This window comes from Absiella sp. AM09-50 (genome assembly GCF_003433845.1).
Lineage (GTDB): Bacteria > Bacillota_I > Bacilli_A > Erysipelotrichales > Erysipelotrichaceae > Hoskinsella > Hoskinsella hominis.
Genome location: NZ_QVFI01000010.1, coordinates 86102 through 99442, shown reverse-complemented (window position 1 = coordinate 99442; position 13341 = coordinate 86102). Strand labels below are relative to the sequence as shown.

Genomic DNA, 13341 nt, shown 5'->3' with positions numbered 1-13341 from the left:
CAATTATACATACGTGTAAAAGGAGAAGTTATGGAACAGAAAAGAGAAAAACTATCATCACGCATCGGCTTTATTTTCTTATCGGCTGGATGTGCTATTGGACTTGGAAATATATGGCGTTTCCCTTATGTAACAGGTAAATATGGGGGAGGCGCTTTTGTTCTGGTGTACCTGTTCTTTCTGATTATTTTAGGATTGCCAATTATGGTAATGGAATTTTCAGTAGGAAGAGCAAGTCGTCAAAGCGTCGCAAAAAGCTTTCAGGTATTGGAACCAAAAGGTAAAAAATGGCATCTATTTTCCTATATGGCCATGTTGGGAAATTATCTTTTGGTCATGTTTTATACAACCATCTCTGGATGGATGCTGGCATATTTTGTGAAGATGGCAAGTGGGGAATTTAATGGTATGAGTACACAGGCTGTAACACAAACCTTTGTGGACCTGCAGCAAAATCCTGCGGCATCTGTATTCTGGATGATCCTTGTGGTATGCATTGGATGCTTTGTGTGTGTTCTTGGATTACAAAACGGGGTAGAAAAAATTACCAAGGTCATGATGAGTCTATTGCTTGGTGTTATGATTGTTCTTGTTTTAAAATCTTTAAGTTTACCTGGTGCCATGGAAGGTATCAAATTCTATTTGATCCCTGATTTTGAACAGTTGATGAAAAATGGTATCTTTAATGCAGTCTACACAGCAATGGGACAGGCATTTTTTACCCTTAGCATTGGGATGGGTGGTATGGCAATTTTTGGCAGCTATATTGATAAAAAACGCTCATTGAGTGGGGAATCCTTAAATATCATGATTCTGGATACCTTTGTGGCAATCATGGCAGGCTTTATCATCTTTCCAGCCTGTATGTCTTTCGGCGTTGATGCAGGAAGTGGTCCTGGTCTTGTATTTGTGACACTACCCAATATCTTTAATGCCATGAGTAATGGCCGTATCTGGGGATCTTTATTTTTCATTTTTATGAACTTTGCGGCATTATCTACCATCATTGCTGTATTTGAAAATATCATTTCATTTGGGATAGATTTATTTGGATTCACAAGAAGAAAAAGCGTGCTTATCAATCTGTTGATTATTATTGCGGGCAGCATCCCTTGTGCCTTGGGCTTCAGTGTGTTATCTGGCTTTCAGCCATTTGGAGAAGGCAGTGCTGTGCTTGATTTGTTAGATTTTATGGTCAGCAACGTGATTATGCCGATTGGTTCTATCGTATTCTTGTTTTTTTGCACAAGACGTTATGGCTGGGGCTGGAAGGCTTTTATCAATGAGGCAAATGCTGGAGAAGGGTTGCGCTTTCCTGAAAAGACAAGATATTATGTTAGCTATATTCTGCCATTAATTGTTGTATTTATTTTCCTATTTGGTTTATGGGAAAAGCTGTTTGCGTAAAAGTGTAAAAAAGCACTTGCTTTATATACAGAAGACATGCTATAATCATAAAGGTTTTATACTTAGTCCACCGAGATTCCTCGACGGTTCACTCAGTATAGAACATCTATCAAAATAGGAGGAAAACATTATGTTATTAAAATCAGAAAAACAGGCGATCATGAAAGAATACGCACGCTTTGAAGGTGACACTGGTTCTCCAGAAGTACAGATTGCTGTATTAACTGCAAGAATCAACCAGTTAACAGAACACTTCAAAGAACACAAACACGATTATCATTCTCAAAGAGGTTTGATGAAAATGGTTGGACGTCGTAGAAATCTTTTGGCTTACCTGAAGAAAAAAGACTTAAACCGTTACAAAGAACTGATTACTCGTTTAGGATTACGTAAATAAGTCATGAAAAAGCTCGAAAGAGCTTTTTTTGTTTTTATTTTTGTTTCTTTCCTTAAAAAAGTATGATATCATTAAAAAGATGAAAAAATAAGAGGTGAAGATAGTGGCTAAACAAGTATTTCGTTTAGATTTCTGTGGTCGTGGGATCACAGTAGAAACAGGTGAAGTGGCAAAACAGGCCGGAGGGTCAGTTTTAGTAAGATATAACGATACCGTTGTATTATCTACGGCTACCGCCAGCAAACAGGCAAAAGAAGGGATTGACTTTTTCCCATTGACTGTTTCATTTGAAGAAAAGTTATATTCAGTAGGTAAGATTCCTGGTGGTTTCTTAAGAAGAGAAGGAAGACCAAGTGAACATGCGACATTGACTGCTCGTATGATTGACCGTCCAATCCGTCCATTATTTGCGGAAGGCTTCCGTAATGAGGTACAGGTTGTAAATACGGTATTATCTGTAGAACAGGAATGTTCTCCGGAAATGACAGCAATGTTTGGTGCATCTTTAGCACTATGTGTGTCTGATATCCCATTCAATGGACCAATCGCCGGTGTTGTTGTAGGTAGAATTGATGGAGAATATGTAATCAATCCTACACCAGAGCAACAGGAAAAAAGTGATATTCACTTAACCGTAGCTGGAACAAAATATGCTGTAAACATGGTAGAAGCTGGAGCAAAAGAAGTTAGTGAAGAAGCAATGCTTGGCGCCATCATGTTTGGACATGAACATATCAAACAACTGGTTGCTTTCCAGGAAGAAATTGCTGCAGCAGTCGGTAAAGAAAAAATGGAAGTAAAATTGTACACAGTGGATGAAGCGATTGATTCAGAAGTACGTGCTAATTTTGAAACAGCAATTCGTGAAGCTGTTTCTATTGAAAAGAAACTGGAACGTTATGGCAAAATCGATGAGTTAACAGAAGCTGCTGTTGCAATGTTTGAAGCAAAAGAATATGCAAGTGAAGCAGAGATGAACAAAGCAATTAAACAGGTAAAAGAAATCTGTCATGGTATTGAAGCTGATGAAGTTCGTCGACTGATCATTGAAGATAAGATTCGTCCAGATGGACGTAAGATTGATGAAATCCGTCCTTTGGATTCTCAGGTAGATATATTACCACGTGTGCATGGTAGTGCATTATTTACACGTGGAGAAACACAGGTATTAAGTGTAACTACACTTGGACCAATGAACGACAATCAGATTATTGATGACGTCACAGAAGTAGATAGTAAACGTTTCATGCATCATTACAATTTCCCTCCATATTCTGTTGGTGAAACAGGACGTATGGGAAATCCAGGACGTCGTGAAATCGGACATGGAGCATTGGGAGAAAGAGCACTTTCTCAGGTTCTTCCAAGTGAAGAAGAATTCCCATATACAATTCGTACAGTCGCAGAAGTATTAGAATCCAATGGTTCTAGTTCTCAGGCATCTATCTGTGCAGGCACAATGTCTTTAATGGCTGCCGGTGTTCCAATTAAAGCACCAGTTGCTGGTATCGCAATGGGTCTGATCATGAATGAAGAAACAGGTGCTTATACTGTATTGACAGATATTCAGGGTATGGAAGATCACTTCGGTGATATGGACTTTAAGGTTGCCGGTACAAGTGAAGGTATCACAGCATTACAGATGGATATCAAAGTAACTGGTATTACAGAAGCAGTATTCAAAGAAGCATTGGCACAGGCAAAAATTGCACGTGCACAGATTCTTGAAAATATGATGCAGGCAATTGAAAAACCAAGAGAAGATGTTGGCACTTATGCACCTAAGATTGAAATCCTGTATATCGATCCTGAAAAAATTCGTGAAGTTATTGGACAGAATGGTAAAGTTATCAACCAGATCATCGCAGACAGCAATGATGTGAAGATTGATATTGATGATGATGGAAAAGTAGTCATCTACCATATGGACCGTGCTTCCATCAACAAAGCAGCAGATATGATTCGTGATATCGTACGTGTTGCGAAAGTTGGAGATATATATGATGCAAAAGTTGTCAGAATTGAAAAATTTGGTGCATTCGTAAATCTGTTCCCTGGTACAGATGGATTATTACATATTTCCAAGATTGCACATGAACGTGTAGAAAAAGTGGAAGATGTATTAAATATCGGAGATACAGTAAAAGTTAAGGTTATGGAAATCGATGATCGTGGACGTGTAAATGTCAGCGCAAAAGCATTGCTACCAAAACCTAAAAAAGAAGAAAAGAAACCGGAAGAAAAAGCAGAAGAAGCACCAGCTTCTGAAGCATAAATCTTTGGATAAGTAGGAGGATATTGAAAAATGTCTTCCTTTTTTTATAACTTTTAAAAATTCACTGCATTGTAAATATTGAAAAATTATTGTATTATAAAATTGAATAAAGAGTAGCTGCCTATCAACATATCTTTCATAGAAATCAAAATCATGTTCATGTGTAATACGAGATAAAAATCGCAAAGAAAGGAAGAATGCACGATGAAGTAGAATAAATCATATGTATTACTAAGCATTATATGTGTTTTAATAGTAATTAGTTTGCTGTATATTTCTATGAAAAAAGAGCCGAAAGAAGTTACTTATTTACATGTAGATTATCCTCAATATGATCACGTAGAAGATGTTGTAAATGCGAGTGATTTAGCTTTTACTGGAAAAATTGTGGATGTTAGATATGAATGTATGAATGTTGCTAACGAAGAGGAGAATGAATTAACTGGCTATCATGGGGAAAGTTCATCCATGCCTTATACAATTTATACCATCCAAACAGATAAAGTATATAAGGGAGAAATCAAAAATAATAAAATTGAAGTAAAACGCCTTGGCGGAGAATCTGATGAAGTTAATTATGTATTGGATGAATATACCCCGATAGAAGAAGGGGATACTTATTTGTTTTTAGTTGTAACATATCCTTCTGGCTATCCAAGTTTTGTTAATGCGACACAGGGTGTATATAGCTTAACACAAGCACAAAATAACGAAACAACTTCAATAAAGTTAAATGATGTATTAAATTTCTTTCATGATAGATGATGTTTTATGATTATTCAGTATCTGATAGATTATCCTAGATGGCTTTATAAAATTTTGATGGATTTATATCATTACGATTAGAGGAAGCGAGAGTTTCCCCTTTATGTATCTGAAAACATATGAATTATTATAAACAAAGCCTTCGTTTTTTGTTAGCATATTCTTATGAAAATCGCAGTAATAAGAAATCCTATAAAAAGTAATTTCATTCATATGTAAAAGCATTTTTTCTCATATATATACTGAAAATAAAATCTAATCATTGTGAGATATTAATTTTTACGATTTTATAGAAATAATTTCTGAAAAAAATGTAAAAAAGCATAGGTAAGTTGAGAAAGCTATGGTAAAATAGTAGGCGAGGTGAACGAAATGGATTGGTTAGAAGAAGTAAAAAAGTATAAAGAAGATTTAATAGAAGATGTAAAAGGTATCATTGCGATTCCTAGTATAAAAGATACACCTAAAGAAGGTGCACCATTTGGAGAAGGATGCCGCAAGGCATTAGACCACATGCTGGCTCTTGGTGAAAAAGAAGGTTTTACAGTAAAAAATATCGATGGCTATGCCGGCGTTATTACATATGGAGAAGGTGAAGAAAGTGTTGGTATGCTTGCACACCTTGATGTAGTACCTGTTGGTGAAGGATGGAGTAAAGATCCTTTTGCTATGGTTGAAGAAAACGGATATCTATTTGGTCGTGGGGTATTAGATGATAAAGGACCTGCCATGAGTGGATTCTATGCGTTAAAAATGTTAAAAGATAATCATGTGAAACTGAATAAAAAAATCATGCTGATTCTTGGATGTGATGAAGAAAGTGGCATGGATTGTATGAATTACTATGTGAAACATGCAGAAGTACCTACCATTGGATTTACACCAGATGCGGAATTTCCAGTAATTTATGGTGAAAAAGGCGGTCTACATGTGCAAATAAGTGGAGATACTGAAACGGTAATCGAATCTATGCATGCTGGAGAACGTATGAATATCGTTATTGGCAAAGCGAGCTGTGTTGTAAAAGAATGGAATGATCGTGCCACAGATATGTTTGATTTCTATTTGAAATCAAATGGTTTAAAAGGTAGTGTAGCATATACTGGTGAAAAAGCTGAACTGATGATTGAAGGAGCATTTGCCCATGCCGCAATGCCATATCTTGGAAATAATGCAGCACTTCATTTGTTAAACTTTGTAGGAAATTGTTTTCATGATAAATTTGCAGCGGATACATATGAAATGTTACACGACTGGCAGGGAAAACCAGTGGATATCTTTATGGAAAGTGCAACCATGGGCTTTCTAACAATGAATACCGGTATTGTGAATATTGAAAACGGACATGTAGAAATCACGATTGATATTCGTTATCCATTAGAAACAAATGCTGATATCGTGATGGCTGGTTTCCATAAGAAAGCAAAAGCAATCAACTATGCTTTAGATATCACATTAGAAAAAGATACAAAGCCATTATATGTAGATCCTAACAGTGAACTGGTAACTACATTGAGTAATGTGTATCGTAAATACAGCAAGGATGAAACAACACCAAATATGACCATTGGCGGAGGTACCTACGCAAAGAAATTCCCTAACTTTGTGGCATTTGGTCCTGAATTTCCAAACCGTACACAGCCAGAAGGAATGTTTGTTGGCGGATGTCATCAAAAAGATGAAGGAATCCGCGTCGATGATTTATTATGCGCAACTGCAATCTATGCAGAAGCATTAGAAAAATTAGCGAAATAGTGAGGTACTTATGAGAATGCGTAAACTGCCTTGGGCAGAAGACTTTTTAAAGGAACAGGAAGTAGTAATCAAAGAACCAAGCACGTATGCTGGGAAATGGAAACAGCTATTAAATAAAGAGGTCCTGCATGTAGAAATTGGTACAGGAAAGGGCGATTATTGGATTTTAATGAGTCAGAAACAACCAGAAAATGGCTGGATCGGTATTGAAAAAAACAATAATGTTGCTGCACTCGCTGTTCGTAAATATACAAAATTAGAAGAAGCGATGAGCAATGTTGCATTTATCAATGATGATGCAGAAAACATCAGCGATTGGTTTGAAAAAGGAGAAGTAGATGTGATTCATCTAAACTTTTCTGATCCATGGCCAAAAAAACGTGCACATAAAAAACGCTTATCAAATGAAAAATTTATCCGCCAATATGCAGATATATTAAATGATGATGGAGAAATTCAAATGAAAACAGACAATAGTTCTTTATTTGAATATTCTGTTATTGAATTTCAAAAGTGCGGCTGGTTTTTACATGATTTCAGTGTAGATTTCAGAAGAAATGAACATGATGAGGATGCAATCAGTGAATATGAACGCAAATTCATGGAAAAAGGACAACCAATTTATCGTGCTGTCTGGAAGAAGTATCCTATCAAAAATGAAAATTAAGATAATTTATGAAATAAAGAAATTATTTTTCATAAAATGATGATATAATAAATAAAGTGAGTAGAAATCTCGGTAAGAAAGGCTGCGTGTGATCATGAAAGAATATATGAATGAAATCACTTCAATGGAAGAATTTGAAAAAGCGTATCATGAAAAAGGCGTACAGGTGTTCACCTTCAGTGCTGACTGGTGTCCAGACTGTCAATTTATAAAGGGTTTTATGCCTGATTTAGTAAAAGCATATCCTGATTATCATTTCTACTATGTGGACAGAGATCAGTGTATGGAAATTGCTCAGGATCAGATGATTATGGGAATCCCAAGCTTTGTAGGTGTAAAAGATGGTGTAGAAACTGGACGCTTCGTGTCTAAACTAAGAAAAACAAAAGATGAAATTGATGCCTTTTTGAAAGCATTAGATAAATAAGGAGGCATAAAAGAATGGGTGTTTTTAAGAAGTTTGTGAATCTGTTATTTGATGAATCTGATGCAGATATCATCGTAGAAGATGAATTGGAAAATATAGAATTTAAAGAACCAAAAAAAGAAAAAACAATAAAACAGGAACCTGTAAGGGAAGATTTGTATACTTATGAAGAAGAACGTACCTTTGAGCGAACTGATAAAGTAAAGACAAAGGAAGAAAAGAAAAAGTTTGTAAGTATAGATCTGGAAGATGATGCTCCTCAGGTAAAACCTGAAGTAAAAGAAAAAAAGACAATCGTACAACAGCGTCCTGTCTTACAGAAAAACGAAAAGAAAGAATTTGAGTTTACACCAGTGATATCACCAATCTTTGGCGCAAAAGAAGAAGAAAAGAAGAAAAAAGAAATCAAGAGAAAACAAAGCGTTGATATCTTGAAGAAATCTTCCTCTGTGAAGAAAAAGCCTAATCCATTAGGAACGATTATTTCACCATATTATGGTGTTAGTGAATTAGAAGAATTTGAAGAAGAGGCAAAAGAAGAAATTGCCGCGAAAGAAAAGGCGAAACAGACACCAGTTGAAACACCAAGTGATGATGTTGAAATCAAACGCATGGATGAGATTGAAGAAATCAATAATGTGACACTTGATGAAATCCTGGTTGATGATATAAAAAATGATAGTGAAGAAGATCTGATGCAGATCTCCCTGTTTGGGGAATCTACACCCGTTCATGAAGCAGATAAAGAAACATATAAGCTAAAGGAAGAAGAATAAGGGGTGAATGAAATGCTGTATCATTTTATAGGTATTAAAGGAAGCGGTATGGCTTCTCTTGCGGAAATCGTAAATGATCGAGGAGATGAAGTAAACGGTTCAGATATAGAAAAATATATCTTTACACAGAAACCATTAGAAGAACGTGGTATTCAAATCACTGGATTCGATGAAAAAAATATTGTGGAAGGCTCTACAATCATTATTGGAAATGCATTCCATGAGGATAACCCAGAAGTAAAAAGAGCTTTAGAACTAAAGGCTGAAAACAAAGCAACAGTGTACTGGTATCATGAATTTTTAGGACAACTGGTACAAGAATATACCAGTGTATCTGTAGCGGGTACCCATGGAAAAACTACCACAACAGGAATGCTTTCCCATGTGATGTCACTTGTTGCGCCTACTGGTTATCTGATCGGTGATGGAACAGGAGAAATGCCGGAAAACAGTAAGTATTTTGTTTTGGAATCCTGTGAATATCAGCGCCATTTCCTGGCATATGAACCACAATATGCCATCATTACCAATATTGAATTAGACCATGTAGATTATTATAAAGATATGGCAGATTATTGTAACGCTTTTGAAACATTCGCTAATCAGGTGAAAAAAGGCGTTGTCATCTTTGGTGATGATGAAAGTACAAGAAGTTTAAATGTAAACACAGCGCATCTGTATTATGGTCTGCATGACGATAATGATGTGCAGGCTGTCAATATTGTGCAGGGTGAAGATGGCATGTCTTTTGATGTGTTATACAAAAAAAATCTGTTTGGCAGTTTTAAACTTCCGTTTGTTGGGAAACCTTTATTATGGAACAGCCTTGGTGTCATCGCATTAGGTATTATGGAAGGCTTGCGTGCTGAAGTACTACAGAATGGATTAGAGAGCTTTCCAGGTGTAAAACGTCGTTTTACGATTGAAGAAAACCATGGTAATATCTATATTGATGATTATGCGCATCATCCAACAGCTGTGAAATATATGATCGAAGCAGCGAAAATCAAATATCCTGGCAAGAAAATTATCGCATTGTTTAAACCTGATCGCTATTCACGTATCTATTATTTTATGGATCGTTTTGCGAAAGAACTGGATGCAGCAGATGAAGTTTATCTTTGCCACTTCCCGGAAAATGCTGCAAAAGAGGAAGGTATTGATATCACGATTGATGATCTTGCTAAGCTTAGCAGCAAAGCAAAAGTCATCAAAGAAGATGAAGAAGCAGCTAAGATGCTGGCATCACGTGGACCTGCTGTTTACTTGTTTATGAGCAGCAAGGATATTTATAAGTTAAAAAATGTTGTAAAAAGTTTTCAATAATGTTGAAAATGGTTACAGATTGTTGTAATATATTGAGAGAGGTGTTCCTATGGAATTAGATCAGTTACTGAATTTGTTAAGTGTTGTGGCAGGAAAATGTCTGCCAATCTTAGGTTTTATCGTATTGGTGTTTCTTATCATATTTGTAAGACACCTGATCATTCTTTTAAAATCTGCGAATGAGGCAGTTATCAGTATGACGAAAACGCTGGATACAGCAAATAAGGAACTGGAAACCCTCGAAAAACCATTAAACACGTTAAATGAGCTAAGCGATACCATCGATACTGTACATGAAGCCAGCAAAACAGCTGTGCGCAGTGCATTGGTGGCGATTATCGAAAATCTTGGCGCCATTAAAGAGTGGGCTTTGCAAAAAAGTAAAAAAGAAGATACAACAACCGCTGTCAGAAGCGATATGGAAGGAGAAGAATGATGGAAAACGACTGCGAAAAAGAAGTAGATTCTATGGAAAAAGAAGCAAAATATACCATTATTCAAATGGAAGATGATGTAGATGGTGATCAAAGCTTTCTGGATGATACCAAAAAGGAAGTGAGTCGTTTATATCAGGACTTTCGTGATTGGCTTTCTGAGAATGTTGATAGTGAAGAGATTAGTGCAAGGTTGAAAAAATTAAAAGAAGACACTGCGGATGTGCTTGAAAAAGGCAAGACAAAAACAGAAGCGTTTGTGAAACGTGAGGATGTACAAAATGCCAAAGAAAAAGTCGTATCTGCTGGTGAGAAAGTAATGGATGGTGTTAGTGATGGGCTTCATACGATCATGGAGAATGAGCATGTATCGAAAGCAATGGACTCTATCAGTGACACGATTACAAGTGTAAAAAATGACGAACGTGTAAAACGAAATGTCAACAAGTTGAAAAAAGGCACATTAAAAGCGGCAACACATGCATTTAATGGCTTAAAAAAGGTGCTGGACACCGATGATAGTGACGAATAAGGTCAGAAGGGATAACTGTTATGAAAAGAATTACAATTTATGATGTCGCAAAAGAAGCAGATGTATCATTGGCAACGGTATCTCGTGTTATTAACGGAAGTGAAGTAGTACGTGAGGATACACGAGTAAAGGTACAGGAGGCAATTGAAAAATTAGGTTATAAGCCAAATGCAATTGCACAGGGTCTGGCATTACAGAAGACTACAACCATTGCATTGATCGTTCCAGAAGCCAGCTATTTTTATACTGGACAAATCATCAATGGTTTAATTGATGTAGCAAAAATTTATAAATATAACATTATGCTACATACAACAACAGAAGGTATTAGTGAAATGAATGATATCATTGAAAATATCATTAAATCACGTGTGGATGGCGTTGTGATCTTCAATGATAAACTGAATAAAGATGAATTGAAACAGCTGACAAACTATCAGATTCCAATCGTTGTTATTGGCAATAAGATGTCTGATGATACAGTAGGTTCTGTTTATGTTGATTATGCAAAACTGGTATATGATTATGCAATGAAATGCATCAAAGCAGGAAAGACAGATCTTGCACTTGTAGAAGACCGTAAGAATCCAGCGATGATCAAACAATTAAAAGATGGTCTGGAAAGAGCGTTTGCTGATTCTGGTATGAAGTTTGAAAATTATATTGCAATTCCAAAAGAATACCGTTCTTCTTATTTATTCCTGAAAGAATATATGAGTGGAAATATTCACCATGATGTTATCATCACATATCGTGATTCACAGGCAATGGCTGTATTAAATACAGCAAAAGAAGCTGGTTTGAGTATTCCTGATGATATGGAATTAGTTTGTATCTTAGATAGTAAATATAATGCAATGGCACGTCCTCAGATTTCAGGATTCAAGATTCCTGATTATGACTTAGGTGCTGTCGCCATGCGTTTGTTGACAAAGATGCTGACAGAAGAAAACGAAGTTATGGATAAAGAAATTGAATTAAGCTATATCTTTACACCTCGTAAATCTACAAAATAAGATTGACAAACGAAATAAAATACATATACTTAAATACAAAGGCTATGAAAAGAAAAGAGCACAGTGAAATGTTATAGAGAGTGCATGGCTGGTGAGAATGCATACAGAAAACTGTGAAATACACCTTGGAGCTGCTTTATGCAAAGTAAAGCCGTATTCTCACGTTAAGAGATGAAAGTGCGCTTGTAAAAGCGAACTAAGGTGGTACCACGTAGTTATTGCGTCCTTGGATCAAGGACGTTTTTTTATGGAAGAAAGGAAATTATGAACATGGAAATGAAATTATTTGATGAATTGAAATGGAGAGGACTGATCAATGATGTGACAAGTCCTGATCTGGAAGAAAAATTAAACGCCGGAGGAATGACATTCTATATAGGTACAGACCCTACAGGGGATTCTTTACATATTGGACATTACTCATCTTTATTATGCGCTAAACGTTTAGCTGCTCATGGACATCACCCATTGATGCTGGTAGGTGGCGCTACAGGATTTATTGGTGATCCAAAGGCAACTGGGGAACGTAATATGTTAACGAAAGAAGTATTACAACACAACTATGATTGTCTAAGTGCACAGATCAAAGAACTGTTTGGCTTTGAAATGGTAAATAATCTGGACTGGACAAAAGATTTAAGTGTAATTGATTTTTTGCGTGATATTGGAAAATACTTCAATATCAATTACATGATCAATAAAGAAACAGTAAAGAGAAGACTGGAAAGTGGTATCAGCTATACTGAATTCTCTTATATGATTCTTCAGGCAATGGATTTCTTACACCTTTATGAAGCAAAAGGATGTACTTTACAGTTAGGTGGACAGGATCAGTGGGGAAACATTACCAGTGGTTTGGAATTGATTCGTAAAAAACATGGTGCAGATGTAGAATGCTATGGTATGACAATGCCTTTGATCACAAAAGCAGATGGTACAAAATTTGGAAAGAGTGAAACAGGTACTGTATGGCTGGATAAATCAAAAACAAGTTCTTATGAAATGTATCAGTTTCTGGTAAATTCTGAAGATGCCAAAGTAATTGATTACTTAAAGAAACTGACATTCTTAGGCAAAGAAGAAATTGATGCATTAGAAGATAGTCTAAATAAAGAACCACATAAACGTGAAGCACAAAAAGCACTTGCCAGAGAAGTTGTCACATACTTACATGGAGAAGATGAATATCAGAAAGCATTAAAAATCACGAATGCATTATTCAGAGGCAATATCAAAGATTTAGAAGCAAATGAAATCAAAGATGCGTTACATGGTATGGAAGCAAAATCTATAGATGACAACATGCCTTTGCCAGACGCACTGGTTGCGGCAGGTATTGCCAGCAGTAAACGTGAAGCCAGAGAATGGATCAATCAGGGATCTATCCAGATCAATGGCGAAAAGATTCAGGATGTTGCATTTGTGGTAAGCAGTGCAAATGCGATCAGTGAAAATCATACCTTGATCAAAAAAGGAAAACGTAATTATTTTGTAATTGAACAGTAGGAATCGAAAGATTCCTGCTTTTTAATTAGGGACCATTTTCTATTTTTTACATATGATA

13 protein-coding genes and 1 other annotated feature are annotated in these 13341 nt (G+C 36.1%); all 13 genes read left to right on the top strand.

The window, feature by feature from the left end; translation table 11 throughout:
- Window positions 1-30 precede the first annotated feature (30 nt).
- The 13 genes from DW114_RS10525 to tyrS all read left to right on the top strand — a co-directional run bounded on the left by DW114_RS10525 (window position 31) and on the right by tyrS (window position 13283).
- On the top strand, window positions 31-1407 hold the full coding sequence (locus DW114_RS10525) for a sodium-dependent transporter (protein ID WP_117453710.1): 1377 nt from the start codon (window positions 31-33) through the stop codon (window positions 1405-1407).
- Window positions 1408-1537: 130 nt separating this feature from the next.
- Window positions 1538-1804, top strand: coding sequence for a 30S ribosomal protein S15 (gene rpsO / locus DW114_RS10520; protein ID WP_117453709.1), 267 nt, complete (start codon window positions 1538-1540; stop codon window positions 1802-1804).
- A gap of 103 nt (window positions 1805-1907) precedes the next feature.
- A complete protein-coding gene (pnp, locus tag DW114_RS10515) occupies window positions 1908-4079 on the top strand; it encodes a polyribonucleotide nucleotidyltransferase (RefSeq protein WP_117453708.1) in 2172 nt (723 codons plus the stop codon).
- Between the two features lie 279 nt (window positions 4080-4358).
- Entirely contained in the window at window positions 4359-4844 is a 486-nt protein-coding gene (locus DW114_RS10510; protein ID WP_117453707.1) for a hypothetical protein, read from the top strand.
- 372 nt (window positions 4845-5216) lie between these two features.
- Window positions 5217-6599: a dipeptidase PepV gene (gene pepV, locus DW114_RS10505; protein ID WP_117453706.1), complete on the top strand. Its 1383-nt coding sequence runs from the start codon at window positions 5217-5219 to the stop codon at window positions 6597-6599.
- Window positions 6600-6609: 10 nt separating this feature from the next.
- Window positions 6610-7266, top strand: a complete 657-nt coding sequence (gene trmB / locus DW114_RS10500) for a tRNA (guanosine(46)-N7)-methyltransferase TrmB (RefSeq protein ID WP_117453705.1) — start codon at window positions 6610-6612, stop codon at window positions 7264-7266.
- Between the two features lie 94 nt (window positions 7267-7360).
- Window positions 7361-7693 (top strand): thioredoxin family protein, encoded by a 333-nt coding sequence (locus DW114_RS10495; protein ID WP_117453704.1) that lies wholly within the window; start codon window positions 7361-7363, stop codon window positions 7691-7693.
- A gap of 14 nt (window positions 7694-7707) precedes the next feature.
- Window positions 7708-8469 (top strand): internalin, encoded by a 762-nt coding sequence (locus DW114_RS10490; RefSeq protein ID WP_117453703.1) that lies wholly within the window; start codon window positions 7708-7710, stop codon window positions 8467-8469.
- A gap of 12 nt (window positions 8470-8481) precedes the next feature.
- A complete protein-coding gene (gene murC / locus DW114_RS10485; protein WP_117453702.1) occupies window positions 8482-9795 on the top strand; it encodes a UDP-N-acetylmuramate--L-alanine ligase in 1314 nt (437 codons plus the stop codon).
- Window positions 9796-9844: 49 nt separating this feature from the next.
- Window positions 9845-10231 carry a histidine kinase gene (locus tag DW114_RS10480; protein ID WP_117453701.1) on the top strand — a complete coding sequence of 129 codons (387 nt, stop codon included), beginning with the start codon at window positions 9845-9847 and terminating at the stop codon, window positions 10229-10231.
- Window positions 10231-10761, top strand: coding sequence for a hypothetical protein (locus DW114_RS10475; protein ID WP_117453700.1), 531 nt, complete (start codon window positions 10231-10233; stop codon window positions 10759-10761). The genes DW114_RS10480 and DW114_RS10475 overlap by 1 nt, the downstream gene beginning before the upstream one ends.
- A gap of 20 nt (window positions 10762-10781) precedes the next feature.
- Window positions 10782-11777: a LacI family DNA-binding transcriptional regulator gene (locus tag DW114_RS10470; protein WP_117453699.1), complete on the top strand. Its 996-nt coding sequence runs from the start codon at window positions 10782-10784 to the stop codon at window positions 11775-11777.
- A 35-nt stretch (window positions 11778-11812) separates the two neighbouring features.
- Window positions 11813-12008, top strand: a binding site (T-box leader).
- A gap of 45 nt (window positions 12009-12053) precedes the next feature.
- Complete coding sequence (tyrS, locus tag DW114_RS10465) at window positions 12054-13283, top strand: tyrosine--tRNA ligase (RefSeq protein ID WP_117453742.1); 1230 nt, start codon at window positions 12054-12056, stop codon at window positions 13281-13283.
- Window positions 13284-13341: the final 58 nt, after the last annotated feature.

Bases quoted from the DNA above. Each gene is read 5' to 3' on its own strand.
- DW114_RS10525 (WP_117453710.1), top strand. From the start codon at position 31: ATGGAACAGAAAAGAGAAAAACTATCATCACGCATCGGCTTTATTTTC.
- rpsO (WP_117453709.1), top strand. From the start codon at position 1,538: ATGTTATTAAAATCAGAAAAACAGGCGATCATGAAAGAATACGCACGC.
- DW114_RS10510 (WP_117453707.1), top strand. From the start codon at position 4,359: ATGAAAAAAGAGCCGAAAGAAGTTACTTATTTACATGTAGATTATCCT.
- pepV (WP_117453706.1), top strand. From the start codon at position 5,217: ATGGATTGGTTAGAAGAAGTAAAAAAGTATAAAGAAGATTTAATAGAA.
- trmB (WP_117453705.1), top strand. From the start codon at position 6,610: ATGAGAATGCGTAAACTGCCTTGGGCAGAAGACTTTTTAAAGGAACAG.
- DW114_RS10495 (WP_117453704.1), top strand. From the start codon at position 7,361: ATGAAAGAATATATGAATGAAATCACTTCAATGGAAGAATTTGAAAAA.
- DW114_RS10490 (WP_117453703.1), top strand. From the start codon at position 7,708: ATGGGTGTTTTTAAGAAGTTTGTGAATCTGTTATTTGATGAATCTGAT.
- murC (WP_117453702.1), top strand. From the start codon at position 8,482: ATGCTGTATCATTTTATAGGTATTAAAGGAAGCGGTATGGCTTCTCTT.
- DW114_RS10480 (WP_117453701.1), top strand. From the start codon at position 9,845: ATGGAATTAGATCAGTTACTGAATTTGTTAAGTGTTGTGGCAGGAAAA.
- DW114_RS10475 (WP_117453700.1), top strand. From the start codon at position 10,231: ATGGAAAACGACTGCGAAAAAGAAGTAGATTCTATGGAAAAAGAAGCA.
- DW114_RS10470 (WP_117453699.1), top strand. From the start codon at position 10,782: ATGAAAAGAATTACAATTTATGATGTCGCAAAAGAAGCAGATGTATCA.
- tyrS (WP_117453742.1), top strand. From the start codon at position 12,054: ATGAAATTATTTGATGAATTGAAATGGAGAGGACTGATCAATGATGTG.